This is a genomic window from Pseudomonas sp. NPDC077186, from assembly GCF_044543505.1.
Lineage (GTDB): Bacteria > Pseudomonadota > Gammaproteobacteria > Pseudomonadales > Pseudomonadaceae > Aquipseudomonas.
Window position 1 is genome coordinate 1,434,839 of the sequence record NZ_JBITWE010000001.1, and the last position, 25,837, is coordinate 1,460,675.

General features: G+C 65.5%; 24 protein-coding genes and 3 tRNA genes. 15 read left to right on the forward strand and 12 right to left on the reverse strand.

The window, feature by feature from the left end:
- Positions 1-11 precede the first annotated feature (11 nt).
- The 3 genes from prmC to hemA form a co-directional block, all read right to left on the reverse strand.
- Positions 12-842 (reverse strand): peptide chain release factor N(5)-glutamine methyltransferase, encoded by an 831-nt coding sequence (gene prmC, locus ACIGKL_RS06790; RefSeq protein ID WP_397485924.1) that lies wholly within the window; start codon positions 840-842, stop codon positions 12-14.
- Positions 843-953: 111 nt separating this feature from the next.
- Positions 954-2,036, reverse strand: a complete 1,083-nt coding sequence (gene prfA / locus ACIGKL_RS06795; RefSeq protein WP_397485925.1) for a peptide chain release factor 1 — start codon at positions 2,034-2,036, stop codon at positions 954-956.
- Positions 2,033-3,313 carry a glutamyl-tRNA reductase gene (gene hemA / locus ACIGKL_RS06800; RefSeq protein ID WP_021446121.1) on the reverse strand — a complete coding sequence of 427 codons (1,281 nt, stop codon included), beginning with the start codon at positions 3,311-3,313 and terminating at the stop codon, positions 2,033-2,035. The genes prfA and hemA overlap by 4 nt, the downstream gene beginning before the upstream one ends.
- 198 nt (positions 3,314-3,511) lie before the next feature.
- On the opposite strand from hemA, the gene ACIGKL_RS06805 reads away from it, so the two are divergent.
- From ACIGKL_RS06805 to ACIGKL_RS06850, 10 genes are all read left to right on the forward strand, one after another.
- Positions 3,512-5,239 carry a tetratricopeptide repeat protein gene (locus ACIGKL_RS06805; protein WP_031304061.1) on the forward strand — a complete coding sequence of 576 codons (1,728 nt, stop codon included), beginning with the start codon at positions 3,512-3,514 and terminating at the stop codon, positions 5,237-5,239.
- Entirely contained in the window at positions 5,239-5,856 is a 618-nt protein-coding gene (gene lolB, locus ACIGKL_RS06810; protein ID WP_021446123.1) for a lipoprotein insertase outer membrane protein LolB, read from the forward strand. Before ACIGKL_RS06805 ends, lolB begins: the two co-directional genes overlap by 1 nt.
- A 169-nt stretch (positions 5,857-6,025) precedes the next feature.
- Positions 6,026-6,901 carry a 4-(cytidine 5'-diphospho)-2-C-methyl-D-erythritol kinase gene (ispE, locus tag ACIGKL_RS06815; protein WP_397485926.1) on the forward strand — a complete coding sequence of 292 codons (876 nt, stop codon included), beginning with the start codon at positions 6,026-6,028 and terminating at the stop codon, positions 6,899-6,901.
- Positions 6,902-6,927: 26 nt separating this feature from the next.
- Positions 6,928-7,002 (forward strand) — tRNA-Gln (locus tag ACIGKL_RS06820).
- Between the two features lie 55 nt (positions 7,003-7,057).
- Positions 7,058-7,132, forward strand: a tRNA-Gln gene (locus tag ACIGKL_RS06825).
- A 46-nt stretch (positions 7,133-7,178) separates the two neighbouring features.
- Positions 7,179-8,120, forward strand: coding sequence for a ribose-phosphate pyrophosphokinase (locus tag ACIGKL_RS06830; RefSeq protein WP_397485927.1), 942 nt, complete (start codon positions 7,179-7,181; stop codon positions 8,118-8,120).
- A 108-nt stretch (positions 8,121-8,228) separates the two neighbouring features.
- Positions 8,229-8,828 (forward strand): 50S ribosomal protein L25/general stress protein Ctc, encoded by a 600-nt coding sequence (locus ACIGKL_RS06835; protein WP_397485928.1) that lies wholly within the window; start codon positions 8,229-8,231, stop codon positions 8,826-8,828.
- A gap of 63 nt (positions 8,829-8,891) precedes the next feature.
- Positions 8,892-9,482, forward strand: a complete 591-nt coding sequence (pth, locus tag ACIGKL_RS06840) for an aminoacyl-tRNA hydrolase (RefSeq protein WP_397485929.1) — start codon at positions 8,892-8,894, stop codon at positions 9,480-9,482.
- 25 nt (positions 9,483-9,507) lie between these two features.
- Positions 9,508-10,608: a redox-regulated ATPase YchF gene (gene ychF / locus ACIGKL_RS06845; RefSeq protein WP_397485930.1), complete on the forward strand. Its 1,101-nt coding sequence runs from the start codon at positions 9,508-9,510 to the stop codon at positions 10,606-10,608.
- A 416-nt stretch (positions 10,609-11,024) separates the two neighbouring features.
- Positions 11,025-11,669 carry an MBL fold metallo-hydrolase gene (locus tag ACIGKL_RS06850; protein WP_397485931.1) on the forward strand — a complete coding sequence of 215 codons (645 nt, stop codon included), beginning with the start codon at positions 11,025-11,027 and terminating at the stop codon, positions 11,667-11,669.
- An 80-nt stretch (positions 11,670-11,749) separates the two neighbouring features.
- Here ACIGKL_RS06850 and ACIGKL_RS06855 read toward each other — a convergent pair.
- The 4 genes from ACIGKL_RS06855 to ACIGKL_RS06870 all read right to left on the reverse strand — a co-directional run bounded on the left by ACIGKL_RS06855 (position 11,750) and on the right by ACIGKL_RS06870 (position 15,418).
- Positions 11,750-11,826: transfer RNA gene (locus ACIGKL_RS06855), tRNA-Met, on the reverse strand.
- 176 nt (positions 11,827-12,002) lie between these two features.
- Positions 12,003-12,161 carry a hypothetical protein gene (locus tag ACIGKL_RS06860; RefSeq protein WP_397485932.1) on the reverse strand — a complete coding sequence of 53 codons (159 nt, stop codon included), beginning with the start codon at positions 12,159-12,161 and terminating at the stop codon, positions 12,003-12,005.
- Positions 12,162-12,294: 133 nt separating this feature from the next.
- Positions 12,295-13,206, reverse strand: a complete 912-nt coding sequence (locus ACIGKL_RS06865) for a DMT family transporter (protein WP_397485933.1) — start codon at positions 13,204-13,206, stop codon at positions 12,295-12,297.
- A gap of 277 nt (positions 13,207-13,483) precedes the next feature.
- On the reverse strand, positions 13,484-15,418 hold the full coding sequence (locus ACIGKL_RS06870; RefSeq protein WP_397485934.1) for a bifunctional metallophosphatase/5'-nucleotidase: 1,935 nt from the start codon (positions 15,416-15,418) through the stop codon (positions 13,484-13,486).
- A gap of 174 nt (positions 15,419-15,592) precedes the next feature.
- Here ACIGKL_RS06870 and ACIGKL_RS06875 point away from each other — a divergent pair, with 174 nt between their 5' ends.
- Positions 15,593-15,757 (forward strand): hypothetical protein, encoded by a 165-nt coding sequence (locus tag ACIGKL_RS06875; RefSeq protein WP_397485935.1) that lies wholly within the window; start codon positions 15,593-15,595, stop codon positions 15,755-15,757.
- A gap of 226 nt (positions 15,758-15,983) precedes the next feature.
- On the opposite strand, the gene moaE is transcribed toward ACIGKL_RS06875, so the two are convergent.
- The 5 genes from moaE to dmeF all read right to left on the reverse strand — a co-directional run bounded on the left by moaE (position 15,984) and on the right by dmeF (position 20,120).
- On the reverse strand, positions 15,984-16,436 hold the full coding sequence (moaE, locus tag ACIGKL_RS06880; RefSeq protein WP_397485936.1) for a molybdopterin synthase catalytic subunit MoaE: 453 nt from the start codon (positions 16,434-16,436) through the stop codon (positions 15,984-15,986).
- 100 nt (positions 16,437-16,536) lie between these two features.
- Positions 16,537-16,779 carry a MoaD/ThiS family protein gene (locus tag ACIGKL_RS06885; protein WP_122108284.1) on the reverse strand — a complete coding sequence of 81 codons (243 nt, stop codon included), beginning with the start codon at positions 16,777-16,779 and terminating at the stop codon, positions 16,537-16,539.
- Positions 16,776-17,252, reverse strand: coding sequence for a cyclic pyranopterin monophosphate synthase MoaC (gene moaC / locus ACIGKL_RS06890; RefSeq protein ID WP_122108283.1), 477 nt, complete (start codon positions 17,250-17,252; stop codon positions 16,776-16,778). Before moaC ends, ACIGKL_RS06885 begins: the two co-directional genes overlap by 4 nt.
- A 211-nt stretch (positions 17,253-17,463) precedes the next feature.
- Entirely contained in the window at positions 17,464-18,855 is a 1,392-nt protein-coding gene (locus ACIGKL_RS06895; protein ID WP_397485937.1) for a PhoH family protein, read from the reverse strand.
- 293 nt (positions 18,856-19,148) lie between these two features.
- Positions 19,149-20,120, reverse strand: coding sequence for a CDF family Co(II)/Ni(II) efflux transporter DmeF (gene dmeF / locus ACIGKL_RS06900; protein ID WP_397485938.1), 972 nt, complete (start codon positions 20,118-20,120; stop codon positions 19,149-19,151).
- 201 nt (positions 20,121-20,321) lie between these two features.
- Here dmeF and yaaA point away from each other — a divergent pair, with 201 nt between their 5' ends.
- The 4 genes from yaaA to ACIGKL_RS06920 all read left to right on the forward strand — a co-directional run bounded on the left by yaaA (position 20,322) and on the right by ACIGKL_RS06920 (position 25,836).
- A complete protein-coding gene (yaaA, locus tag ACIGKL_RS06905) occupies positions 20,322-21,101 on the forward strand; it encodes a peroxide stress protein YaaA (RefSeq protein WP_397485939.1) in 780 nt (259 codons plus the stop codon).
- Between the two features lie 701 nt (positions 21,102-21,802).
- Positions 21,803-23,113, forward strand: coding sequence for a GDP-mannose 6-dehydrogenase (algD, locus tag ACIGKL_RS06910; protein WP_273258919.1), 1,311 nt, complete (start codon positions 21,803-21,805; stop codon positions 23,111-23,113).
- Between the two features lie 51 nt (positions 23,114-23,164).
- A complete protein-coding gene (alg8, locus tag ACIGKL_RS06915; RefSeq protein ID WP_397485940.1) occupies positions 23,165-24,646 on the forward strand; it encodes a mannuronan synthase in 1,482 nt (493 codons plus the stop codon).
- Between the two features lie 26 nt (positions 24,647-24,672).
- Positions 24,673-25,836 (forward strand): PilZ domain-containing protein, encoded by a 1,164-nt coding sequence (locus tag ACIGKL_RS06920; protein WP_397485941.1) that lies wholly within the window; start codon positions 24,673-24,675, stop codon positions 25,834-25,836.
- The last annotated feature ends 1 nt before the right edge of the window (position 25,837 follow it).

A 25,837-nucleotide genomic window follows, 5' to 3' on the forward strand; every position in this document is an offset into this window, starting at 1 on the left:
GATGGGGTCACTCATGTAAGGAAACGTCCCAGACTGATGCGCTGGTGGCCGGCCAGGTCACGCCGGCTGTCCACCTCGGCGAAGCCGGCCCCGGCGAGCAGTGCGCGCACCGCCTCGGCCTGATCGAAGCCGTGCTCCAGCAGCAGCCAGCCGCCGGGCTGCAGATGGGCCGGCGCGGCCTGGATGATGGCACGGATATCGTCGAGGCCGTCGGCACCGGAGACCAGCGCGCTGCTCGGCTCGAAACGCACATCGCCCTGATCGAGGTGATGATCGTCGGCGCGGATATAGGGCGGATTGCTGAGGATCAGGTCGTAACACCGGCCGGCCAGGGCGGAGAACCAGTGACTATGCAGGAACTCGGCATTGTCCAGCTTGAGGCGCTGGCGATTGCGCTCGGCCAGGGCCACCGCCTCCGCCACCCGGTCCACCCCGGTGACGCGCCAGGCCGGCCGCTCGCTGGCCAGGGCGAGGGCGATGGCGCCGCTGCCGGTGCCCAGGTCCAGCGCCGCCAGCGGCGTGGCCGGCAGTAGCTCGAGGGCGCTTTCCACCAGCAGTTCGGTGTCCGGGCGCGGAATCAGGGTATGGCTCGCCACCTCCAGATCCAGGCTCCAGAAACCCTGATGGCCGAGGATATAGGCCACCGGCTCGCCGGCGCGGCGGCGCTGCAGATAGGCGTCGAACAGCGCCTGCTGCTCGTCATCCGGCTCGCGCTCCGGCCAGGTGCGCAGGTAGCTGCGCGGCTTGTTCAGCGCGGCGGCGAGCAGCAGCTCGGCGTCCAGCCGCGGGGTGGGCGAGTCGGGCAGATCGGCGGTATTGAGCAGGGATTCGATGGTGGCCATGGTTCTCTCGTAGCCCGGATGCAACCCGGGAAGTCGGTCCCCGGATTGCATCCGGGCTACGGTAATGGTGCGCACGGCGCACCCTACGCGGCGCGCACCGTGCGGCTGCACTCAATCGCCCAGCGCCGCCAACTGGTCGGCCTGGTACTCGGCCAGCAGCGGCTCGATGATTGCCTCGACGCCGCCGGCGATCACTTCGTTCAGCGAATACAGGGTCAGGTTGATACGGTGATCGGTGACCCGGCCCTGCGGGAAGTTGTAGGTGCGGATGCGCTCGGAGCGGTCGCCCGAACCCACCAGCAGCTTGCGCGTCTCGGAGATTTCCTTGTGCGCCGCGGCTTCCTGCTGGTCCTGCAGCTTGGCCGCCAGCCAGGCCATGGCCTTGGCGCGGTTCTTGTGCTGCGAACGCTCTTCCTGGCATTCCACCACGGTGCCGGTGGGAATGTGGGTGATGCGGATCGCCGAGTCGGTGGTGTTGACGTGCTGGCCGCCGGCGCCGGAGCTGCGGTAGGTGTCGACGCGCAGGTCGGCCGGGTTGATCTCGATGGCCGCCTGCTCGTCCGGCTCCGGCAGCACCGCCACGGTGCAGGCGGAGGTGTGGATACGGCCCTGGGACTCGGTTTCCGGCACGCGCTGCACACGGTGGGCGCCGGACTCGAACTTGAGCTTGGCGTAGACGTTGTCGCCCTCGACGCGGGCGATCACTTCCTTGAAGCCGCCGTGCTCGCCCTCGTTGGCCGACAGCACCTCGACCCGCCAGCCCTGCTTCTCGGCGTAGCGCGAGTACATGCGGAACAGGTCGCCGGAGAAGATCGCCGCCTCGTCGCCGCCGGTGCCGGCGCGCACTTCCAGGTAGACGTTGCGGCCGTCGTTGGGGTCCTTCGGCAGCAGCATGCGCTGCAGCTTGTCTTCCAGGGTGGTCAGGGCTGCCTTGGCCTGCTCCACTTCCTCTTCGGCCATCTCGCGCAGGTCCGGGTCGCTGTCCTTGAGCAGCGCCTGGGCGCTTTCGAGGTCGCCCTGCACCTTGCGCAACTCGCGGAAGGTGGCGATCACCGGCTCGATCTCGGCGTATTCCTTGGAATAGGCGCGGAACTGGCTCTGCTTGGCGATCACCTCGGCGTCGCCGAGCAGCGCCGTCAGCTCCTCGAAGCGGTCGCTGAGGTTGTCCAGCTTGTTCAACAGTGAAGCTTTCATTGCAGACCTTTATCGGACGGCGCGCCCTCGTCGAGGGCGAAGAGTTCCTGGGCCAGACCGAGCGCATCGAGGCGCCCTTCGGCGGTGAGTTTCTTCATGCGCACGCTGGGCGCGTGCAGCAGCTTGTTGGTCAGGCCGCGGGCCAGTTGCGCCATCACCTCTTCGGCGCTGGCGCCATTGGCCAGCAGGCGCTGGGCCTTGGCCAGCTCCTCGTCGCGCAGACGCTCGGCCTGCTGGCGGTAGGCCTTGAGCACGTCCACCGCGGCCAGCTCGCGCAGGCGCTGCATGAACTCCTCGGTGCCGGCGGCGATCAGCTCCTCGGCGGCCTGCGCCGCACCCTGGCGGCTCTTGAGGTTTTCCTCGATGACCTCGTGCAGGTCGTCGACGGTATAGAGGTAGACGTCGTCCAGCTCGCCGACCTGCGACTCGATATCGCGCGGCACGGCGATGTCGACCATGAAGATCGGCTTGTGCTTGCGTTTTTTCAGCGCGCTTTCCACCGCGCCCTTGCCGAGAATCGGCAGCTGGCTGGCGGTGGAGCTGATGACGATATCGCTGTGCGCCAGCACCTCGGGGATGTCCGACAGCAGCACGGCGTGCGCGCCGAACTGCTCGGCCAGCTGGCTGGCGCGCTCCAGGGTGCGGTTGGCGACGACGATACGCTTGATGCCCTGATCGTGCAGGTGGCGCGCCACCAGGCTGATGGTCTCGCCGGCGCCGATCAGCAGCGCCTGGCTGCGGTGCAGGTCGGCGAAGATCTGCTTGGCCAAGCTCACCGCGGCGAAGGCCACCGACACCGGGTTCTCGCCGATGGCGGTGTCGGTGCGCACGGTCTTGGCGGTGCTGAAGGTGGCCTGGAACAGCCGGCCGAGCAGTGGGCCGACGGTGCCGGCCTCGCGCGCCACGGCATAGGCGGACTTGAGCTGGCCGAGAATCTGCGGCTCGCCGAGCACCATCGAGTCCAGCCCGCAGGCCACGCGCATCATATGGCGCACCGCGTCGTTGTCGCTGTGCACGTAGGCGCAGGCGCGCAGCTCGTCGAGGCTCAGGCGGTGATAGTCGGCCAGCCACTGCAGCACCTCGTCGATGCTCAGCTGATCCTGCTCCAGGTACAGCTCGCTGCGGTTGCAGGTGGAGAGGATCGCCGCCTCGCGACTGGGGGTCAGTCGGCACAGCTGCTGCAAGGCCTCGACCAGTTGCTCCGGGGTGAAGGCAACGCGCTCGCGCACCTCTACCGAGGCGGTCTTGTGGTTGATACCGAGGGCGATAAAGGCCATGCAGGGTCGCTGAGGGGCAGTACGGAAGGCGGCGATTGTCCTACTTCGACCCGGCGAGAACAACTACCGCGACCTATTGTCCCAATAGACAGTTCGCCGCGGCGTCCGCTGCCAGTGGGCTTGCCCCATGGCTTGTGTCATGATGCCGCGAACGTCGCAGGGCGCCAGCCGCCCGGAAATAACGCACGACAAGGCCCTATGAACAGACCCCTCGCGTTGCTCACCGCACTCGCCTTGCTCGGCGGTTGCCAAACCTTCGCCCCCAGCGAGCCGGACGGCACACCGCCGGTGCAGGAAGCCGACCAGAAGACCCAGCTGGAGCCGAGCGAATACGGCTCGTTCAGCCAGGAAACCCTGTTCGCCCTGCTCACCGCCGAGCTGGCCGGGCAGCGCAACCGCTTCGACATCGCCCTCGGCAACTACGTGCAGCAGGCCAATGCCACCGGCGACGCCGGCGTCGCCGAGCGCGCCTTCCGCATCGCCGAATACCTCGGCGCCGAACAGGCGGCGCTGGACAGCGCGCTGATCTGGGCCGAGAACGCCCCCGGCAATATCGACGCGCAGCGCGCCGCCGCCGTGCAACTGGCGCGCGCCGGCCGCTACGACGAGTCCATGACCTTTATGGAAGGGGTGCTGCAGCGCCAGGGCGACACCCATTTCGACTTCCTCGCCCTGTCCGCCGCGGAAACCGACCCGGACACCCGCGCCGGCCTGCTGCAGGGCTTCGACCGCCTGCAGAGCAAGTACCCGGACAACAGCCAGCTACTGTTCGGCAAGGCCATCCTGCTGCAACAGGACGGCCGCGCCGAGGAAGCCCTGGCCCTACTGGAAAGCCAGCCGAGCAGCCAGACCGAAGTCTCCCCGCTGCTGCTGCGCGCACGCCTGCTGCAGAGCCTGAAACGCGGCGACGAGGCCCTACCGCTGCTGGAGAAGGGCATTCGCCAGCACCCGGACGACAAGCGCCTGCGCCTGACCTACGCGCGCCTGCTGGTGGAACAGGATCGCCTCGACGAGGCCAAGGGCGAGTTCTCCACCCTGGTCCAGGAAAATCCCAACGACGACGACCTGCGCTTCTCCCTGGCCCTGGTGTGCCTGGAGGCCGAGGCCTGGGAAGAGGCCATCGTCTACCTGGAAGAACTGGTGGAGCGGCGCAGCCATGTCGACGCCGCCCACTACAACCTCGGCCGCGCCTACGAGGCCCTGGAGGACGCCGACAGCGCCCTGCAGGAATACGGCCTGGTCGGCCCGAGCAACGACTACCTGCCGGCCCAGCAGCGCCAGGCGGAACTGCTGTTCGCCCAGCAGCGCGGCGCGGAAGCCAGCGCCCGCCTGGCCCAGGCCCGCGAGGCGCAGCCCGACTACGCCATCCAGCTGTACCTGATCGAGGCCGAGGCGCTGAGCAACCGCAGCCAGGTCGAACCGGCCTGGGCCGTGATCCAGCAAGGCCTGGAGCAGTTCCCCAACGATCTGAACCTGCTCTATACCCGCGCCATGCTGGCGGAGAAGCGTGACGACCTCGGCCAGTTGGAAAGCGACCTGCGCTTCATCCTCGAACGCGAGCCGGATCACGCCATGGCCCTCAACGCCCTCGGCTACACCCTGGCCGACCGCACCACGCGCTATGAAGAAGCACGCGAGCTGATCGAGAAGGCCCACCAGCTCAGCCCGGACGACCCGGCCATCCTCGACAGCCTGGGCTGGGTCAACTACCGCCAGGGCAGGCTCGACGAGGCCGAACGCCTGCTGCGCCTGGCCCTGGAGAAATTCCCCGACCACGAAGTCGCCGCCCACCTCGGCGAAGTGCTCTGGGCCCAGGGCAAACAGCGCGAAGCCCGGCGCGTCTGGCGCGACGCACTGGCCGAAACCCCCGACAGCTCCATCCTGCGCGGCACCCTGCTGCGCCTGACCGGTTCCGAGACGCTCTGATGTTCCTGCGCCACCTCCTCGTTTTCAGCCTGATCGCCCTGCTCGCCGGTTGCGCCGGCCTTACCTCGCGCGAAGCGCTGGAAGGCCAGGGCGACCCCGCCCAGTGGCAAGCCCACAAACGGCAGATCACCCAGCTCGACGGCTGGCAGATCAGCGGCAAGATCGGCATCCGCGCCCCGCGCGATTCCGGCAGCGCCACGCTGTTCTGGCTGCAGCGCCAGGACTACTACGACATCCGCCTGTCCGGCCCGCTCGGCGGCGGCGCCGCGCGCCTGACCGGCCGCCCCGGCGACATCCTGCTGGAAGTGGCCAACCGCGGCCGCTACCAGGCCGCCTCGCCGGAAGCCCTGCTACGCGAACAGCTGCGCCTCGACCTGCCGGTGTCCAACCTCTTGTGGTGGATTCGCGGCCTGCCCGCACCGGACAGCCGCAGCCGCCTGACCCTCGACGGCGACAGCCACCTGGCGCGCCTGGAGCAAGACGGCTGGCAGGTGGAATACCAGCGCTACGCCCAGCAGAACGGCTACGCCCTGCCCGAGCGCCTCAAGCTGTACGGCCAGGACCTGGAAGTGACCCTGGTGATCAAGGACTGGCAACCGCGTCTGCTGGGGCAGTAGTTTCCGTAGCCCGGATGAAATCCGGGGAATGACGACGTAATCGCACCTAGAGTGGAAAACCGCGAAGCGTTTTCCACCGCAGCCGGTGGCTGGAAAAGCGTCATCCACCCTAGAAGCTAAAAGCCGCAGGCCGCCCTCTCCCGCCCCCACAATTCGCCAACTTGCACCTATGACAGCCACGCCCATCCCCGCCCACGCCGAACTCATCCTGCCCGCCCCGGCCAAGCTCAACCTGATGCTGCATATCCTCGGCCGCCGCGCCGACGGCTATCACGAGCTGCAGACCCTGTTCCAGTTTCTCGACCACGGCGACGAGCTCGGCTTCAGCGTCCGCCAGGACGGCGAGATCCGCCTGCACACGCCCATCGACGGCGTGCCGCACGACAGCAACCTGATCGTGCGCGCCGCCAGGCGCCTGCAGCAGGCCTCCGGCACCGCGCTCGGCGCCGATATCTGGCTGGACAAGCGCCTGCCCATGGGCGGCGGCATCGGCGGCGGCAGTTCGGACGCCGCCACCACCCTGCTCGGCCTCGATCACCTGTGGCACACCCAGCTCGGCGAGGAGCGCCTGGCCGAGCTGGGGCTGGCCCTGGGCGCCGACGTACCGGTGTTCGTGCGCGGCCGCGCGGCCTTCGCCGAGGGCGTCGGCGAGCGCCTCACGCCGGTCGAACTGGACGAGCCCTGGTTCCTCGTCGCCGTGCCGCAAGTCTTTGTCAGCACAGCAGAAGTTTTCGGCGCGCCCGAGTTGACACGGGATACGCCGCCCATTAAAGTTCGCAGCCTTCTTGCGGGGGGTGGTCGAAACGACTGCCAGCCGGTGGTCGAGAAGCGTTACCCAGAGGTTCGTAACGCTTTGATCTTGTTGAACAAATTTGTTTCAGCTAGATTGACCGGCACTGGAGCTTGCGTATTTGGGAGCTTCCCAAAGCGGGACGATGCTGATAAAGTCGCCCGCCAACTTCCAGGCACTCTGCCGAGCTTTGTCGCTCAAGGTCGCAACATCTCGATGCTGCACCGCAGGCTCCAAGCATTGGCCAAGAAGTGAATGCTGAGCATTCGGTTATACGATACAGGGGCGTCGCCAAGCGGTAAGGCAGCAGGTTTTGATCCTGCCATGCGTTGGTTCGAATCCAGCCGCCCCTGCCATAACCTCCCACGGGAGGCATCGCCAACCGAGTCAACAGCGTTCGACACAGAATATAGGGGCGTCGCCAAGCGGTAAGGCACCAGGTTTTGATCCTGGCATGCGTTGGTTCGAATCCAGCCGCCCCTGCCATTTTCCATACCCATCCAGGTATACCCCCAGCCGGCAGGTACTGCGCGTGTCCAAGATGATGGTCTTCACGGGGAACGCAAACCCCGATCTGGCGCGACGGATCGTTCGTCAGCTGCACATCCCCCTCGGCGATGCGTCGGTCGGTAAGTTCTCCGACGGCGAAATCATGATCGAAATCAACGAGAACGTCCGCGGCAAGGACGTGTTCCTGATTCAGCCGACCTGTGCGCCCACCAACGACAACCTGATGGAACTGGTAGTGATGGCCGACGCCTTCCGCCGTTCCTCGGCTACCCGCATCACCGCGGTCATCCCCTACTTCGGTTACGCCCGCCAGGATCGCCGTCCGCGTTCCGCGCGCGTGGCGATCAGCGCCAAGGTCGTGGCCGACATGCTCACCGTGGTCGGCATCGACCGCGTGCTGACCGTCGACCTGCACGCCGACCAGATCCAGGGCTTCTTCGACATTCCGGTGGACAACATCTACGGCTCCCCGGTCCTGGTCGACGACATCGAAGACCAGCGCTTCGACAACCTGATGATCGTCTCCCCCGACATCGGCGGCGTCGTCCGCGCCCGCGCCGTGGCCAAGAGCCTGGGCGTCGACCTGGCGATCATCGACAAGCGTCGCGAGAAGGCCAACCAGTCCGAAGTGATGCACATCATCGGCGACGTCGAAGGCCGCACCTGCATCCTGGTCGACGACATGGTCGACACCGCCGGCACCCTCTGCCACGCCGCCAAGGCGCTGAAAGAGCGCGGCGCCGCCAAGGTCTACGCCTACTGCACCCACCCGGTGCTGTCCGGCCGCGCCATCGAGAACATCGAGAATTCCGTCCTGGACGAGCTGGTGGTCACCAACACCATCCCGCTGTCCGCTGCGGCACAGTCCTGCTCGCGCATTCGCCAGCTCGACATCGCCCCGGTCGTCGCCGAAGCGGTACGCCGCATCAGCAACGAAGAATCGATCAGCGCCATGTTCCGCTAAGCGGAACAGGCCAGATCAACACTGCCCCGCCTCGTGCGGGGCTTTTTGCCCTACCGCCCAACGCTGGTCGCAAGCGTGCAGGCGGTTTGGTTATTTTGGAGAAATGCAATGACTGACTTTACCCTGAATGCCGAAGTGCGTTCCGACCTGGGGAAAGGTGCGAGCCGCCGCCTGCGTCGTAACGCCAACCTGGTTCCTGCCGTGATCTACGGTGGCGACAAGGCCCCGCAATCCATCAGCCTGCTGACCAACCAGCTGGCCAAGCTGCTGGAAAACGAAGCCGCGTTCAGCCACGTACTGGCCCTGAACGTTGCCGGCACCACCGAAAACGTGGTGATCAAGGCCCTGCAGCGCCACCCGGCCAAAGGCTTCGTCCTGCACGCCGACTTCCAGCGCGTCGTCGCCGGCCAGAAGCTGAGCGCCCACGTACCGCTGCACTTCCTCAACGAAGCTACCGCCGTTGGCGTGAAGCAGCAGGGCGGCGAAGTCTCCCACACCATCAACGAAGTCGAAGTTTCCTGCCAGCCGCAAGACCTGCCGGAATTCATCGAAGTCGACCTGGCTGCCGTAGAAGTCGGTCAGACCGTTCACCTGTCCGACCTCAAGCTGCCGAAAGGCGTCGAGCTGGTCGCACTGGCTCACGGTAACGACCTGGCCGTGGCCAACATCCACGCCAGCCGCGTGAAAGAAGAAGGCGCTGCCGAGTAATCGCAGCGCGGAACCCGCCCGGTAGGCGATCACGCCGGGCGATTTCCTCGAAAGGGCTCCTGTATGACTGCCGTACAACTGATCGTTGGCCTGGGTAACCCCGGCCCCGAATACGACCAGACCCGGCACAATGCAGGGGCCCTTTTCGTTGAGCGCGTGGCGGACAGCCAGCGCGTCAACCTCAGCGTCGATCGCAAGTATTTCGGCCTGGTGGGCAAGTTCAACCACCAGGGGCGCGAAGTTCGTCTGCTTATCCCCACCACCTACATGAACCGCAGCGGCCAGTCCGTGGCGGCCCTGGCCAATTTCTTCAAGATCAAGCCCGAAGAGATCCTGGTGGCCCACGACGAACTCGACATGCCGCCCGGCATCGCCAAGCTCAAACAGGGCGGCGGCCACGGCGGACACAACGGCCTGCGCGACATCATCGCCCAGCTCGGCAACCAGAATAACTTCCATCGCCTGCGGCTCGGCATCGGCCACCCGGGGCACGCCAGCCTGGTTTCCGGCTACGTGCTCGGACGCGCCCCACGCGGCGAACAGGAATTGCTCGAAACCAGCATCGACTTCGCTCTGGATGTACTACCAGAGATCCTGGCCGGTGACTGGACCGTGGCCATGCGCAAGCTGCATAGCCAGAAGGCCACCAAGTAACCACCTTTTACCGAGGGACACCCCCATGGGATTCAACTGCGGCATCGTCGGCCTGCCCAACGTCGGCAAGTCCACCCTGTTCAACGCCCTCACCAAATCCGGCATCGCCGCGGAAAACTTCCCCTTCTGCACCATCGAGCCGAACAGCGGCATCGTACCGATGCCCGACGCGCGCCTGGACGCCCTGGCCGAGATCGTGGGGCCCGAGAAAGTCATCCCCACCACCATGGAATTCGTCGACATCGCCGGCCTGGTAGCGGGCGCGTCGAAAGGTGAAGGCCTGGGCAACAAGTTCCTCGCCAATATCCGCGAGACCGACGCCATCGCCCACGTGGTGCGCTGCTTCGAAGACGAGAACGTCATCCACGTCGCCAACAGCGTCGACCCCAAGCGCGACATCGAGATCATCGACCTGGAACTGATCATGGCCGACCTCGACAGCTGCGAGAAGCAGCTGCAGCGCGTCGCCCGCACCGCCAAGGGCGGCGACAAGGAAGCCGTGGCGCAGAAGGCCCTGCTGGAAAAACTCATCCCCCACTTCACCGAAGGCAAGCCCGCGCGCAGCCTGCTCAAGGACCTGGGCGACGACGAGAAGCGCCTGGCCAAGACCTTCCACCTGCTCACCACCAAACCGGTGATGTACATCGCCAACGTCGCCGAAGACGGCTTCGAGAACAACCCGCACCTCGACGTGGTCAACGCCATCGCCAAGGAAGAAGGCGCCATCGTCGTGCCGGTGTGCAACAAGATCGAGGCCGAGATCGCCGAACTGGACGATCTGGAAGAGATGCAGATGTTCCTCGAAACCATGGGCATGGACGAGCCGGGCCTGAACCGCGTGATCCGCGCCGGTTACTCGCTGCTCAACCTGCAGACCTACTTCACCGCTGGCGTGAAGGAAGTGCGCGCCTGGACCGTCCGCGTCGGCGCCACCGCCCCGCAGGCCGCCGCCGTGATCCACACCGACTTCGAGAAAGGCTTTATCCGCGCAGAAGTGGTCGCCTACGACGACTTCATCGCCTACAAGGGCGAAGCCGGCGCCAAGGAAGCCGGCAAATGGCGCCTGGAAGGCAAGGACTATATCGTCAAGGACGGCGACGTGATGCACTTCCGCTTCAACGTTTGAGCCCTGTCAGCGCATAAAGAAAACCCCGCTTCGGCGGGGTTTTCTTTGCCTGCGATTCGCCCACCACCCCACCTGCATGCGCCATCCGAACCGCCCCCTCCTACGCACCATTGCCCAGACCCGGTAACGGATGCGGCTTGCCTTTGCGCTGGACTGGAGTGGCTATAAACAGGGCAATCCAATAATTGAAAAGGGTAATTTAGGCCGCTAGTACCCCATTTACTGGCTATCTTGGAGACATGTGCCCCCCTGCCAGACAGCCCCACCCACCCCGCGGAAAACGCCTGTTCCGATGACGCCAAATGCTCAGAAAGCGAGCGCGCCTCTGTCACCATCGCCCTACCCTTCCCCTTGACCTAAACCTAACTTGAGGTCCTAGGCTGGCCACCATCCCTCACAAGACCAAGGAGCCAGCCATGCAACAGATTCGAGACGACCTCTGGGAAACCGCCACCGAGACGCCTATGCCGGGCCTGACCACCCATGCCTACCTGCTGACCCGCGAGGCCGGCAACCTGCTGTTCTACAACACCAGCCTGCATCAGGAGATCGAGCAAATGGGCGAACTGGGCGGCGTCGCCTACCAGTTCCTCAGCCACCGCGACGAACTGGGCGACTCGCTGCTGCAGATCCGCCAGCGCTTCGGCTCCCGGCTTGGCGGCCACCGCCGGGAGCAGGCGGAATTCGCCGGCTTCGTCACACCAGACATCCTGTTCGACGACCGCGAAACGCTGCTCGGCAATATCGACGTGATTCCCACCCCCGGGCACAGCCCCGGCAGCACCTGCTTTCTGGTGCATAGCCCGACCGGGCGGCTCTACCTGTTCACCGGCGACACCCTGTACCGCAGCGCGGACGGCAGCTGGAAGGCCGGCTTCATCCCCGGCCACAACAGCCCCGAAGACCGCCAGACCATGGCCAGCAGCATCACCGGCCTGCGCGAACTGGAACCCGACCTGGTCATCGGCAGCGCCTTCGCCGGCAGCAACGGTTACCAGAAAATGGGCCAGGGGGAATGGCAGGCGCATGTGGATGACGCGCTGGAACGGCTAATGCGCTAAAGGCGTAACTCAGCGTCATATGACGCAATTTTTCGCGCACAAACAAAAAGGGGTTAGCTTGAGCTAACCCCTTGAATTTGTGGTGGCTACACCGGGACTTGAACCTGGGACATCAGCATTATGAATGCTGCGCTCTAACCGACTGAGCTATGTAGCCAACGTGGCGCGCATTTTCCGCGTCTCGGTGGCGACTGTCAACCCTGAACCCTAGATAAATTTACGCTTTATCAAGCGGTTAGCCAGGCTGCATACGGCGGCCGGGAGCACGCTTGCGCCAGCCAGCGGGCGCCCGGCGGGCGAACCGGGCGTAGGCGCAATCCCTCTCGCAAGTGCTCAATAGCCCCCGCCACCGCCCGTGGGGCTGCGCGGTTTTTCCTGCTTCTGTTGCGACATGTCGCCGCCACCGTCGCGTGGGTGGTGGTCGTGACAGGACGAGCCGCTGAGGGCGATCAGCACGGCGAGGGCGAACAGGGGGAGCATCGGTCTGAACATGGCGGGGTCTCCTCTGCGGTTATCCCCCAAGGCGGTTAGACAAATGAGCCGGGTAAATATCGTGCGTGCGCTGCGGCGGGGAGACGAGTGGCGCGCGCCGGCAAGCCGGCTCCTAGGCCGCGCAGCGGTTTGCTCAGGCCCTGCCCGGGCGGGTGGCCAGCAGCAGGCCGGCGAAGATCAGCGTGGCGCCGGCCCAGTGGTAGGGCTGCAGGCCTTCGCCCAGCAGCAGCCAGCCGAGCAGCGCGGTGAAGACCGGCATCAGGTAGTTGGACAGCGCCGCCTTGGCCGCGCCGATGACCTTGACCCCATGGTTCCAGGCCAGGTAGGCCAGCAGCGAGGCGAACACCGCGGTGTAGGCGATGGCGGCGAGGTTGCTCGGGGTGCTGGCGAAGTGCGCGCCCTGGCTCAGCTCGTACAGGTAGAACGGCAGGATCAGCGGCACGCCGAGCAGGATCAGCACGCCGAGCAGCGCCAGCGGCGGGATGGCGTGCAGGTAGCCGGACCAGCGCCGCAGCAGCAGGGAGTACAGCGCCCAGTCGGCCACGGCGAGCAGCATGATCAGGTCGCCGCGGTTGAACGACAGGCTGGCCAGGCGGCTCCACTGGCCCTGGGCGATTAGCACCAGCAGGCCGATGGCGGCCAGGGCCATGCCCCACCAGGCGCGCCGCGCCGGCCATTCGCCGAGCAGCAGGCCGGCGCCGATAAAGGTCATCAGCGGCAGGCAGGTGTTGACCAGGGTGATGTTGATCGCCGCGGTGGTCTGCGCCGCGCTGTAGAGCAGCGAGTTGTAGCCGGCGATGCCGAGGCCGGCGACCAGCAGCAGGCGCCAGCCGGCGGCCTTGAGTTGCTGGCGGTGGCGCCACAGCGGCAGCGCGACGAAGGGCAGCAGCAGCGCCAGGGCCAGGCTCCAGCGCCAGAACGACAGGGCGAAGGGCGGGATCTCGCCGGCGAAGGCGCGCGCCACCAGGGCGTTGCCGGACCAGCAGAGCACGGCCAGCAGCAGGCCGAACAGGGCCAGCGGACGGGAAGGGTTGAGCGAATTCATTGGGCTTGGCGCAGCAGGTAGTCGGCGAAATTTACGGCCCGCGATGCACGGCCAGCGAAGGGCTGTGCTGAGCCAGCATGGCGTCGCTTCCGGATCGGGCGGCCTTGCACCATACGGAGGCAGTCGGGGCTTGGCAAGGTTGCGGGCCGTATGCCGCGCGCACCGGCCCCTTGGCCTTATGTCGGTTCGGAAGGGGCGGCGCGGCCGCTAGCGTATCGAGGCGGTGCATGCGCGCATGTCGCGAATGCGCGTCGAGCCTCGGTGCGCGCGGCGCACCCTACGCGAGTCCATTCCGGGCGCCGCGGCGGCGCAGCGGACGGCTCAGCAGCCAGAGGATCAGCAGCACACAGGCGAGGATCACCGCGCTGGCGCCCCATTGCAGCGGGCCGGCCAGGCGAAGCAGTTCGGCCGGATGCAGGCTGGGCTGGCGCAACATGCGCTGCTCGGCCGCCGCACCGCTGGTGGGGATGTCGGCCAGGCCGTCGCCGTCCAGGTCCGGCAGGTTGCGGATATGGTCGAGCAGCGCCTGCCATTCCTTGAGTTCCTGCACGCCGGGGCTGTCCGGGTCCTGGTCGATGATGGCGTCTTCGATGCGCGGCAGCGGGCGGCCTTCGGCGTCCTTGGGCACCACATCGAGCAGGCCCTTGGTCAGGTCCGGTACCAGCCAGGTGAAGCTGCCGACGTAGCTGGTGGCGCCGATGCTGTAGAGGCGCGGGTCGTCCAGATCCAGCTCGCGGTAGCCATTGACCGGGTCGCCGATCTCGATCCGGCTGACGCGGTCGAACGGCACGCGCCAGGGGTTGTAGCTGAAGCGCACGCCGGACACCCGCGGGTAGTAGCTGCGGCTGTCGCGCAGCTGGTAGGCGAGCAGCAGCACCTCCAGCATGGTCTTGATCTCGCGGGCGCTGACGTGGACCTTGATCAGCGGGTAGCCGGGTTCGTCGTCGAACTGGCCGATGCCCAGCGGGGCGATGCGGAACAGGTCGGAGACGCTCTGCACGCCGTGGCGGCCCTTGATCAGGTCGTCGCGGATGGTGCCGTTGCCGGTGAAGGCCAGGTCGGCGCCGGCGGCGTGGCGCAGGGCGTCGGTGACCAGGTTGGCCAGGGTGGTATCGGTGAAATCGCGGCCGAGGCGCTGGTCGACCCTGGCCAGCGGCTGGTCGAAGCGATAGCCCCTGGGCGCCAGCATGCGCTCGCTGACCACCTGCTTGAAGTCCTGGACCTGGGCGGTGATCGCCGCATCGCCGGCGATGCGGTCGTCGAGCGGGTGCAGGCGGTAGTCACGCACACGCGGCACGCCGTCGGCGCCGAGGCTCATGCGCAGTTCGCCGAGGTATTGGATTTCCGAACCGGCCTGCACCACCGGGGTATGGCCGTTGACCAGCACCGGCTGCGGCAGCGCCACGTGCGAATGGCCGCCGACCACTATGTCGATGCCTGGCACCTGCTCGACCAGCTCCACTTCCTCGCCGCGCCAGCTGCCGTCGGCCTGCTGGGTGACGCCCATGTGCGAGAGCAGGATGACCACCTCGGCGCCCTCCTCGCGCAGCTTGGCGACCATCTCCTTGGCGGTGGCTACCGGGTCGGCGAAGGTCACCGGCTTGATCATCGGGCTGACCGCCACGGCGTTGTTGCCAAGCAGGCCGAACAGGCCGAAGCGGATGCCGCCGCGCTCGATCAGCCGGTACGGCAGGATGCGCCCGGCCTCGACGTGCGCCTGCAGGCTGTCGTCGGCCTTGCTCGCGGGGTCGAAGCGGATATTGCTCGACAGCAGCGCCGGCAGCGCCTCGCCCTTGGCCCTGTGCGCGGCGCCGATCATCGCGGCGAGGCCGGCGGGGCGGAAGTCGAATTCGTGGTTGCCGAGCACCGCGGCGTCGTAGCCCAGCTCGCTCATCAGGCGCAGCTCGCTGCCCATCTCGCGGGCGACGGTGTGAAACAGCGTGCCCATGGTGAAGTCGCCGCCATCGAGCAGCAGCACCGCCTCGCCCTCGGCCGCCGCGCGGCGCTCGCGCAATAGGGTGGCCAGGCGCGCGACGCCGCCGACCGTGTCGTCGTCGTTCAGCGTGGCCGGGCTGTATTCGTTGTCGGGGCCGAAGCCGAGCAGGCGCGATTGCCAGTCGTTGCTGTGCAGGATGGTGAAGCTGCGTTCGGCGGCCGCCAGCGGCGCGGCGCTGAGCAGGCCGGCGAGCAACAGGGTGGGAAACAGGCGCATGGACGATCCTTGACGATGACTGCGGCGAAGTATGCAGCAAGCCGCCCGCAGCAGCAGCGACCGATCGGGCCGCGGCTTGTCGCCAATCGGGTCAGGCATTCATTGCCACAGGTCAGCGCCGCAGACCGGCACAGCGACTAGGCTGAAAGCAGGACAGCGAAGCGGAGAAGAGCGATGGATCACTATCACCTGATGCTGGTGCTGCTGATCGGCGGCTTCGTGCTGCTGGGGGTCGGTTTCAACTTCCGCGAACACGAATGGGGCGTGCGCGTGCTCGGCCTGGGGGTGTTGCTGATGTTGGCGCCGATTGCCTTGCGGGTGCATCTGGCGCTGGCGTAGCGCGGATCTGAGCCAGGCTCTGGCGTCGGGATTTCCCGGATTGCATCCGGGCTACTTGTGCCGCACCTATCGAGGGTTGTGCGGTGCGTGCGGCGTTATGACCGTAGGGTGTGCCGTGCGCACCGGGCGCTATCGAGAGTTATGCGGTGCGCGCAGCGCACCCTACAGGCGGCGTAACCCTGCGCACCGGGAGATATCGTGGGGGCCGCGGTGCGCACGGCGCACCCTACTGTTTCCAGCGCTCGGCGGCGCTCTGGTCGCTGCAGCGGCCTTCGACCCAGCGCGGGCCTGCGCTGGTGTCTTCCTTCTTCCAGAACGGCGCGCGGGTCTTGAGGTAGTCCATGACGAAGTTGCAGGCGTCGAACGCGGCCTGGCGGTGGGCGCTGCTGGTGCCGACGAAGACGATGGGCTCGCCCGGCTCCAGGCGACCGATGCGGTGGATGATCTCGATGCCCAGCAGTGGCCAGCGTTCGCGCGCCTCGTCGGCGATCTTGGCCAGGGCCTTTTCGGTCATGCCGGGGAAGTGCTCGAGGAACATGCCGCCGACGTCGCGCCCTTCGTTGAAGTCGCGCACGTAGCCGACGAAGCTCACCACCGCGCCGATGCCGAGGTTGGCGGCGTGCAGGGCGTTGAGCTCGCTGCCGGGGTCGAAGGGTTGGCTTTGGACGCGAATGGTCATGCGGGCGTGTCTCGTTTGATTAGGGCTTTAGGCTGGGATGGGGCGGTGGGCTAAAGCCCACCCTACGCGGAACGCCGCCCGGCCCACGCTACGACAGTAGTCAACCGCCGGTAACGGTGGGGAAGAAGGCCACTTCGTCGCCCTCCTCCAGCGGTTCGTCGAGGCCGCACAGCTCCTGGTTACGCGCGCACATCAGGTTCTGCTCGCCGAGCACCTCCCACTCGCCGCCGCGGGCCAGCAGGTGCAGGCGCAGTTCGTCGAGGCTGGCGAAATCGCCGCTCAGTTGCTCCTCGTCGCGGCCGAGGGCTTCACGGTAACGGGCGAAATACTGCACGCGGATCATGCCGGCTCCTCCGCCTTGTAGTGGCCGCTCTTGCCGCCGAGCTTTTCCAGCAGACGCACGTTTTCGATGACCATGCCGCGGTCCACCGCCTTGCACATGTCGTAGATGGTCAGCGCGGCGACGCTGGCGGCGGTCAGCGCCTCCATCTCCACGCCGGTCTGGCCGGACAGCTTGCAGCGCGCGGTGATGCGCACGGCATCCTCGCCCTCTGCGCTCAGCTCGACCTTGACCCCGGTGAGCATTAGCGGGTGGCACAGCGGGATCAGGTCGGAGGTTTTCTTCGCCGCCTGGATGCCGGCGATACGCGCCACGGCGAACACGTCGCCCTTGGGGTGCTCGCCGGCGACGATCATCTGCAGGGTGGCGGGCAGCATGCGCACGCGCGCTTCGGCGGTGGCCTCGCGAAAGGTGGTCGCCTTGTCGGTGACGTCGACCATATGCGCGCGGCCTTGGGAATCGAGGTGGGTCAGCACGGGAGAACTCCTGGCGGGAATCGGCCGATTGTAAACCTGCAGGTCAGGATTTCGTAGCCCGGATGAGATCCGGGGCCAGAGTCTCGTAGCCCGGATGCAATCCGGGGCCAGGCCGGCAAAAATCCCCGGATTTCATCCGGGCTACGGGTTGAATACGAAGCCCCGGATCCTGCATAGGCTCCGGGGCTTCGCTGTTACTTGCAGCTTGCCGCTACATATGGGTTTCCGCGTATTCGGCGAGGATCGAGCGCGGCACCCCTTGCAGGGTGATGTGCACGCCGTGGGGGAAGTCCTTGAAGCGTTCGGTGAGGTAGGTCAGGCCCGAGCTGGGCGCCGACAGGTAGGGGGTGTCGATCTGCGCCAGGTTGCCCAGGCACACCACCTTGGAGCCGTTGCCGGCGCGGGTGATGATGGTCTTCATCTGGTGCGGGGTGAGGTTCTGGCATTCGTCGATGAGGATCAGGCTCTGCTGGAAGCTGCGCCCGCGGATGTAGTTGAGCGACTTAAATTGCAGCGGCACCTTCTGCAGGATGTAGTCGACGCTGCCGTGGGTGCTCTCGTCGTCCATGTGCAGCGCCTCGAGGTTGTCGGTGATGGCGCCGAGCCAGGGCTCCATCTTCTCCGCCTCGGTGCCGGGCAAAAAGCCGATCTCCTGATCCAGCCCCTGCACGCTGCGGGTGGCGATGATGCGCCGGTAGCGCTTGCTGACCATGGTCTGCTCGATGGCCGCGGCCAGCGCCAGGATGGTCTTGCCCGAGCCGGCGGCGCCGGACAGGTTGACCAGGTGGATGTCCGGATCGAGCAGGGCGAACAGCGCCAGCGACTGGTACACGTCGCGCGGCTTGAGGCCCCAGGCTTCCTGGTGCAGCAGCGGCTCCTGGTGCATGTCGAGGATCACCAGCTCGTCGCCCTTGATCGCCTTGATCCAGCCGACGAAGCCCTGCTCGTCGAGGATGAACTCGTTGATATGCACCGCCGGCAGGTTGTCGGTGAGCTGCACCCGGTGCCAGGTGCGGCCGTGGTCCTGGCGGGTTTCCACCTTGCTGACGCGGTCCCAGAACGAGCCGGTCATGTCGTGGTAGCCCTTGGACAGCAGCGAGACGTCGTCTACCAGCTGGTCGGTGTGGTAGTCCTCGGCATCGATACCACAGGCGCGCGCCTTCAGGCGCATGTTGATGTCCTTGGTCACCAGCACCACGGACAACCCCGGATTACGCGATTTCAGCTCCACCAGCTGGTTGATGATCTTGTTGTCGTTGAGGTCTTCCGGCAGCCAGGTGATCGGCGCCGCGCGCTTGCTCATGAGAATCGACAGACGCCCGCAGGGGCCGCTCTTGCCGCGCTGGATGGGTACGCCGCCTTCCACTTCGTCCGGGCTGGCGACACCGAGGATCTGATCGATGAGGCGGATGGCCTGGCGGCATTCGGCGGCGACGCCGTGCTTGCCGGATTTCAGCTTGTCGAGCTCCTCCAGCACCGTCATCGGGATGGCGACGTGGTGCTCTTCGAAGTTCAGCAAGGCATTCGGATCGTGGATCAGGACGTTGGTGTCGAGGGCGTAGAGGGTTGGAGCGGTGGGCTTGGAGCGTCCGTGGTCATCCATACTCGGTCACCTTCTTGTAGTAGCCAAGCGACGCAATACCAGGGCGGTGCTGCGCCGCGGAAAGGCCGCCGACTCCTCAGTGCCGGGGCTGAGAAGGTGCAAGCAAGGTGAGGGCCAGTGGCCGCCACCTGTCTGCAGGTTTCGGCGGTCTTGCTGTTTAATTACTCCAATTCAGATGACAGAAAAACGTTTTTTTGTGGTTTTGCAGGTTTATTTGTCGCCGCGACAAATAGCGCTTGGCGGGTTCCGGCGACGCCGTTACAGTCCGAAGTCCCACCCGTCGTTTTTCGCCCTCAGCCGTGGCCGACCGCGGCGCAGCGATTGACCTCCACCGTGACGTGCACCAGCTCGGCAAAGGCCGCCAGGCGGGCCTTGTAGCGATCGGCCGTGGTTTCGCCGTGGGTCACCACGCTGACGATGCAGGCGTACTGGGCGCGACCGACGCGCCACAGGTGCAGGTCGGCCAGTTCGGTGTCGGGCTCCTGCTCCAACGCGGTGCGCACGCGCTCCACCAGGGGGCTGTCCATCTCGCGGTCGAGCAGCACCTTGGCGGTCTCCAGCAGCAGGCCCTTGGCCCACAGCGCGATGATCAGCGCGCCGAGCACGCCCATCAGCGGGTCGAGCCAGTTCCAGCCCAGCCACCAGCCGCCGAGCAGGGCGAGGATCGCCGCCACCGAGGTCAGGGCATCGGCCAGCACGTGGAGGAAGGCGGCGTGGCGGTTGAGGTCGCGCCCGCCGGCCGGCGCGTGATCGTGATCGTGATCGTGATCGTGATCGTGCCCAGCATGGCTGTGACCATGGCCATGCTCGTGCTGGTCGCGCAGCATCCAGGCCGACGCCAGGTTGACCAGCAGGCCGAGCACCGCCACCGCCAGGGCCATGTCGAAGGCGATCTGCTGCGGCCGCCATAGGCGCCACAACGACTCGACGGCGAGCAGGGCGATCACCACCAGCAGCAGCACGGCGCTGGCGAAGCCGGCCAGCACCTCCACCTTCCAGGTGCCGAAGGCGAAGCGCCGGTCGTTGGCATAACGCCGCGCCAGCAGATAGGCCAGCGCGGTGAGGCCGATGGCGAGCATATGCGAGGCCATGTGCCAGCCGTCGGCGAGCAGGGCCATGGAGTTGAAGGCGTAGCCGGCGGCGATCTCCACCAGCATGGTCGCGCCGGTCAGCGCAGTGACCCGCCAGGCCTGGCGTTCGGCCGTGGACTCCAGCGGGCGATAGTCGTGGGAAGGCTCCCAGCGCGAATGGTTGCAGCTCGTCATGACGACTCCCTGTGCGAGGTTCGCCGCCACACTACAACCCCGGGGCGGCCCCGGGGTCAAGCCGGCGCCTGGCGCCCGTTCCGGTAAACCGGGTTCCGGATTGCAACCGGGCTACGTGCGCGGCGCTCAATCGCCCCTATAGGTGGTCTTGCCGGGCCCCAGCTTCTAGAATCGCCGCCAGACTTTCAGGAGCAGATGTCCATGCTGATGGTGATTTCACCGGCCAAGACCCTCGACTACGAGACCCGGCCGGCCACGCCGCGCTTCACCCAACCCGAACACCTCGACCACGCCCAGGAGCTGATCGCCCAACTGCGCGACTTCAGCCCGGCGCAGATCGCCGAGCTGATGGGCCTGTCGGACAAGCTTGCCGGCCTCAATGCCGCGCGTTTCGGCAGCTGGCAGCGGCCGTTCAACCCGTCCAACGCCAAGCAGGCGCTGCTGGCATTCAAGGGCGACGTGTATACCGGGCTGAACGCCGAGGATTTCTCCGAGGAGGATTTCGACTTCGCCCAGGCCCACCTGCGCATGCTCTCCGGCCTCTACGGCGTGCTGCGCCCGCTGGACCTGATGCAGGCCTATCGCCTGGAAATGGGCACCAAGTTGGCCAACGGCCGCGGCAAGGATCTCTATGCCTTCTGGGGCGAGCGCATCAGCGGCTGGCTGAACGAAGCGCTGGCCGCCCAGGGCGACGAGGTGCTGCTCAACCTGGCCTCCAACGAGTACTTCGGCGCGGTCAAGCGCAAGGCGCTGAACGCGCGGATCATCGATACCGAGTTCAAGGACCTGAAGAACGGCCAGTACAAGATCATCAGCTTCTACGCCAAGAAGGCCCGTGGCCTGATGGCGCGCTACGTGATCAAGGAGCGTCTGACCAACCCCGAGGGCCTGAAGGACTTCGACTACCAGGGCTACCGTTATTCGGCCGAGCATTCCAAGGCCGACAACCTGGTGTTCCTGCGCGACCAGCCGCAGGACTGATCCTCGCGTCGCGGCCCGGCGCCCTGCCGGGCCGCCCCCCCTCTCCCTCCGCAGCGCTGGCCTGCGCGGCCGTCCAGACAGGGCACAAAGCTGAGCATAGAGGCCGTGGTGCGCACGGCGCACCCTACGAACCTTGGCTCCCGCCAACAAAACCCGCACGCCATCGCAATTTCGACGACGGCCTGTTTTAGCGCACACCATTGCCCGCCCTTAGTTATCCGGCAAGTGCACGCCAATTAAACTGCAAAGTGCCATCGTGCAATTTGCAAGTTGCCATTAATTTGCGATCAATTAATCGTTCAGCTTGCGTTCAGGAACAGGACGAACGGTAGGAACTATCGCAAAAGCCCTGCACTCATACAGCCCGTAACACATTTCAACACATAACTTTCTTGCCATTTGAAACTGCCATCATGCGAATAAAACTTCGCCGTACGGTTTCGCCCTGAAGAAAGTCGAGGGGCCACCAAAGGGAGATCGACCACCCCGCAACAGCACCGAAATAGAGGCCTCCATCCGGCCAGCACAGACAATATCGAAGGGCCACCACTTTATATAAAGGCCCGCATCCGGCGCCACTTCCGGCGCCCACCCTACTTATGCCTGAAAGAACTTGCCGACACACAAACAGCAAGTTCGCAGAACAGTTTTGGCCAGTTGGCCAGTATTTGAAACTACATCGAACGGACGAGGTGAATACCATGCGAATCAGTATCTTTGGTTTGGGTTATGTAGGTGCCGTTTGTGCCGGCTGTTTGTCGGCACGAGGTCACGACGTGATTGGCGTGGATATCTCCGCGAACAAGATCGACCTGATCAATAACGGCAAATCGCCCATCGTTGAACCGGGCCTGGAAGAACTGCTGCAACAAGGTCTGCGTCAGGGTCGCCTGCGTGGCACCACCGACGTTGCCGCTGCCGTTCTGGAAAGCGATGTATCGTTCATCTGCGTCGGTACGCCGAGCAAGAAGAACGGCGACCTGGAACTGAACTACATCGAAGGCGTGTGCCGCGAGATCGGTTTCGCCATGCGCGACAAGAAAGAGCGCCACACCGTAGTGGTTCGCAGCACCGTACTGCCGGGCACCGCCAAGAACGTGGTACTGCCGATTCTCGAAGACTGCTCGGGCAAGAAGGCTGGCGTCGACTTCGGCCTGGCGGTGAACCCCGAGTTCCTGCGCGAGAGCACCGCGATCAAGGACTACGATTTCCCACCGATGACCGTCATCGGTGAGCTGGACAAAGCCTCCGGCGACCTGCTGGAAAGCATCTACAGCGAGCTCGACGCGCCGATCATCCGCAAGGACATCGAAGTCGCCGAGATGATCAAGTACACCTGCAACGTCTGGCACGCCGCCAAGGTCACCTTCGCCAACGAGATCGGCAATATCGCCAAGGCCGTCGGCGTCGATGGCCGCGAGGTGATGGACGTGGTCTGCCAGGACCACAAGCTGAACCTCTCCAAGTACTACATGAAACCCGGCTTCGCCTTCGGCGGCTCCTGCCTGCCCAAGGACGTACGCGCGCTGAACTACCGCGCCGGCAGCCTGGATGTGGAAACCCCGCTGATCGGCTCGCTGATGCGCAGCAACGCCGCCCAGGTGCAGAAGGCCTTCGACATCATCGCCAGCCAGGATTCGCGCAAGGTCGCCCTGCTCGGCCTGAGCTTCAAGGCCGGCACCGATGACCTGCGTGAAAGCCCGCAGGTGGAACTGGCGGAAATGCTCATCGGCAAGGGTTTCGACCTGAGCATCTACGACCGCAACGTCGAATACGCCCGTGTCCACGGGGCCAACAAGGAATACATCGAGTCGAAGATCCCGCACGTTTCCTCGCTGCTCAACAGCGACCTCGAAGACGTCGTGGCCAAGGCCGACATCATCGTCCTGGGCAACAGCGACGAGCGTTTCGCCAAGCTGGCTGAGCAGGCGCCGAGCGGCAAGCGGGTGATCGACCTGGTCGGCTTCATGCCCCACGCCAGCAATGGCGTGGCCGAAGGCATCTGCTGGTAAGAGCCCGAGCGTACCTGCGCGCCCAGCGCGCGCAGGTACTCGGAGACGCATATGGACAAGCTCAAGAACGGCCTCAACCAAGCCAGCGGCTGGATGCTCTATCTCAGCCTGCTGATGCTGCTGGCACTGGCCCTGCCACGCACGGTGTTCGACCCCGAAGCGCGGGATTTCATCCTGCTCATCGGCATCGTCGGCATCTGGCGCTATTCCATGGGCGCCATGCACTTCGTGCGCGGCTGCCTGTTCCTTTACCTGGTGTACCCCTGGTATCGCCGCAAGGTTACAAAACTCGGCAAGGACGCCGACCCCTCTCATGTCTTTCTGATGGTCACCAGCTTTCGCATCGAGGCGCTGACCACTGCGATGGTCTACCGCTCGGTGATCCGCGAAGCCATCGACTGTGGCTACCCGACCACCCTGGTGTGCTCGATCGTCGAGCTCTCCGACGAGTTGCTGATCAAGAACCTCTGGGCTCAGGCCGAGCCGCCAGCGCATGTCACCCTGGACATCGTACGCATCCCCGGCACCGGCAAGCGTGATGGTCTGGCTTATGGTTTTCGCGCCATTTCCCGGCAGATGCCGGACCGCGATGCGGTGGTGGCGGTGATCGACGGCGATACCGTGCTCGAGCCGGGCGTGGTGATCAAGACCGTGCCCTGGTTCAAGCTCTTCCCCAACGTCGGCGGGCTGACCACCAACGAGTTCTGCGAGGTACGCGGCAGCTACCTGATGAGCGAGTGGCACAAGCTGCGCTTCGCTCAGCGCCACCTCAACATGTGCTCGATGGCGCTCTCCAAACGCGTGCTGACCATGACCGGGCGCATGTCGGTGTTCCGCGCCAGCGTGGTGACCGACCCCGAGTTCATCCGCGACGTGGAGAGCGATCACCTGGAACACTGGCGCCTGGGGCGCTTCCAGTTCCTCACCGGTGACGACAAGTCCAGCTGGTACAGCCTGATGCGCCTGGGCTACGACACCTTCTACGTGCCGGATGCGGCGATCAACACGGTCGAGCACCCGCCGGAGAAGAGTTTCATCAAGGCCAGCCGCAAGCTGATGTTCCGCTGGTACGGCAACAACCTGCGGCAAAACTCGCGCGCCCTGCGCCTGGGCATGGGTCGCCTCGGCGCCTTCACCAGCCTGGTGCTGTTCGACCAGCGCGTGTCGATGTGGACCTGCCTGCTGGGCCTGTGCGTGGCGATCATCGCCAGCATCAAGTACAGCCTGATGTACCTGCTGATCTATCTGCTGTGGATCGGTAGCACGCGGCTGATCCTCACGCTGCTGCTGATGCTCTCCGGCCACCGCATCGGTCCGGCCTACCCGGCGCTGCTCTATTACAACCAGATCGTTGGCGCGATGGTGAAGATCTACGTGTTCTTCCGTCTCGACCAGCAATCCTGGACGCGCCAGAACACCAAGCTCAACCGCGGCCTGTCCAGCTTCGCCAACTGGTTCAACAGTTGGTCGTCGCGTGCCATGACCTTCTCTGCCGCCTCTGTCTTCATCGCCGCGCTGCTGGCGCTGGTGTGACCGTACTCGAATAGGAATTAGCCACCATGAACTCCGTCGCCAATCACAACGTCGTCCATGAGTCCGAGGCCCAGCGCCAGCATGCCCGCGTCAAGCTGCCAGGGCGCTTGCGCTTCACCAATGCCAAGGGCGAACGCATCGACGCACGCCTGCAGGATGTCTCTGCCGGCGGTTTCAGCTTCACCAACGAAAAGACCACGCACAAGGTCGGCGATTTCCATCGCGGCCAGTTGCAGTTCCAGCTCGACAGCCTGGTGCTGGGCCTGGACGTGGAGTTTCAGGTCAACTCGGTACAGCCGGAGCACAACCGCGTCGGCTGCCAGTTCCACGGCCTTGGTGCTCGGGAAGCCGCGGCCCTGCGCCACCTGATCAGCGCGCATCTGGCTGGTGAACTGGTCAATGTCGGCGAAGTGCTGCACATCCTCCAGCGCGACAACTTCACCAAGGCGCGCAAGAACGGCGCAGGCGGTGGCATGGGTATGTTCGGCCGCCTGCGCGCCGTGACCTTCAGCGGCGCGATCTTCCTCGTCGGTCTGGCCGCCTTCGGCTACATCGGCAAGTCGATATACGGCCTGTACTTCGTCACCCACGCACAGTCGGCGCAGATCAGCCTGCCGGCGCTGCAGGTGACCATGCCGCGTGAAGGCAGCGTGCAGAGCCTGGCGCAGCAAGATGGCATCGTCGAGAAAGGCGCGCCAATCGCCACCTTCACCACCAGCATGCTGGAAATGCTCAAGGGTCACCTGGGTGAGGACCAGCTCGAACCGAGCCAGATCGAAGCGCTATTCGCCCGCGAGATGCAGGGTACCCTGACCAGTCCGTGCAACTGCAAGATCTCTCGCCAATTGGTGGCCGACGGTCAGTTCGCCAGCAAGGGCGACGTGATCTTCGAACTGGTACCGCAGGACGGCATCGCCACCGTCAGCGCCAGCTTCCCCTACCGCCATCTGGAACAGGCGCGCCCCGGCACGCCAGTAACCTTCAAGGTGGCCGGCGAAGACCAGGCGCGTCACGGCGAGATCGTCAGCAGCGCCCTGCATGACAGCGGCCTGAGCTCGGACATCCGCGTGGTGATCAAGCCGCAGGACACCCTGCCGGCCAGCCTCGCCGGCCAGCCGGTGGACGTGGTCATCGACCGTGGTCCGTCGCTGGGCTGGCTGGTCGACCGCGCCGTCGCGGCAGGTCGCTAAG

What these genes read in the sequence shown, in the direction of transcription:
- ACIGKL_RS06920 (WP_397485941.1), top strand. Translation starts at nt 24,673, where the DNA reads ATGAACTCCGTCGCCAATCACAACGTCGTCCATGAGTCCGAGGCCCAG.
- ACIGKL_RS06865 (WP_397485933.1), bottom strand. Translation starts at nt 13,206, where the DNA reads ATGAATTCGCTCAACCCTTCCCGTCCGCTGGCCCTGTTCGGCCTGCTG.
- pth (WP_397485929.1), top strand. Translation starts at nt 8,892, where the DNA reads ATGACTGCCGTACAACTGATCGTTGGCCTGGGTAACCCCGGCCCCGAA.
- lolB (WP_021446123.1), top strand. Translation starts at nt 5,239, where the DNA reads ATGTTCCTGCGCCACCTCCTCGTTTTCAGCCTGATCGCCCTGCTCGCC.
- ACIGKL_RS06860 (WP_397485932.1), bottom strand. Translation starts at nt 12,161, where the DNA reads ATGTTCAGACCGATGCTCCCCCTGTTCGCCCTCGCCGTGCTGATCGCC.
- ACIGKL_RS06875 (WP_397485935.1), top strand. Translation starts at nt 15,593, where the DNA reads ATGGATCACTATCACCTGATGCTGGTGCTGCTGATCGGCGGCTTCGTG.
- ACIGKL_RS06805 (WP_031304061.1), top strand. Translation starts at nt 3,512, where the DNA reads ATGAACAGACCCCTCGCGTTGCTCACCGCACTCGCCTTGCTCGGCGGT.
- algD (WP_273258919.1), top strand. Translation starts at nt 21,803, where the DNA reads ATGCGAATCAGTATCTTTGGTTTGGGTTATGTAGGTGCCGTTTGTGCC.
- dmeF (WP_397485938.1), bottom strand. Translation starts at nt 20,120, where the DNA reads ATGACGAGCTGCAACCATTCGCGCTGGGAGCCTTCCCACGACTATCGC.
- ACIGKL_RS06895 (WP_397485937.1), bottom strand. Translation starts at nt 18,855, where the DNA reads ATGGATGACCACGGACGCTCCAAGCCCACCGCTCCAACCCTCTACGCC.
- moaE (WP_397485936.1), bottom strand. Translation starts at nt 16,436, where the DNA reads ATGACCATTCGCGTCCAAAGCCAACCCTTCGACCCCGGCAGCGAGCTC.
- ACIGKL_RS06850 (WP_397485931.1), top strand. Translation starts at nt 11,025, where the DNA reads ATGCAACAGATTCGAGACGACCTCTGGGAAACCGCCACCGAGACGCCT.
- prmC (WP_397485924.1), bottom strand. Translation starts at nt 842, where the DNA reads ATGGCCACCATCGAATCCCTGCTCAATACCGCCGATCTGCCCGACTCG.
- ispE (WP_397485926.1), top strand. Translation starts at nt 6,026, where the DNA reads ATGACAGCCACGCCCATCCCCGCCCACGCCGAACTCATCCTGCCCGCC.
- yaaA (WP_397485939.1), top strand. Translation starts at nt 20,322, where the DNA reads ATGCTGATGGTGATTTCACCGGCCAAGACCCTCGACTACGAGACCCGG.
- ACIGKL_RS06885 (WP_122108284.1), bottom strand. Translation starts at nt 16,779, where the DNA reads ATGATCCGCGTGCAGTATTTCGCCCGTTACCGTGAAGCCCTCGGCCGC.
- hemA (WP_021446121.1), bottom strand. Translation starts at nt 3,313, where the DNA reads ATGGCCTTTATCGCCCTCGGTATCAACCACAAGACCGCCTCGGTAGAG.
- ACIGKL_RS06835 (WP_397485928.1), top strand. Translation starts at nt 8,229, where the DNA reads ATGACTGACTTTACCCTGAATGCCGAAGTGCGTTCCGACCTGGGGAAA.
- ychF (WP_397485930.1), top strand. Translation starts at nt 9,508, where the DNA reads ATGGGATTCAACTGCGGCATCGTCGGCCTGCCCAACGTCGGCAAGTCC.
- ACIGKL_RS06870 (WP_397485934.1), bottom strand. Translation starts at nt 15,418, where the DNA reads ATGCGCCTGTTTCCCACCCTGTTGCTCGCCGGCCTGCTCAGCGCCGCG.
- prfA (WP_397485925.1), bottom strand. Translation starts at nt 2,036, where the DNA reads ATGAAAGCTTCACTGTTGAACAAGCTGGACAACCTCAGCGACCGCTTC.
- alg8 (WP_397485940.1), top strand. Translation starts at nt 23,165, where the DNA reads ATGGACAAGCTCAAGAACGGCCTCAACCAAGCCAGCGGCTGGATGCTC.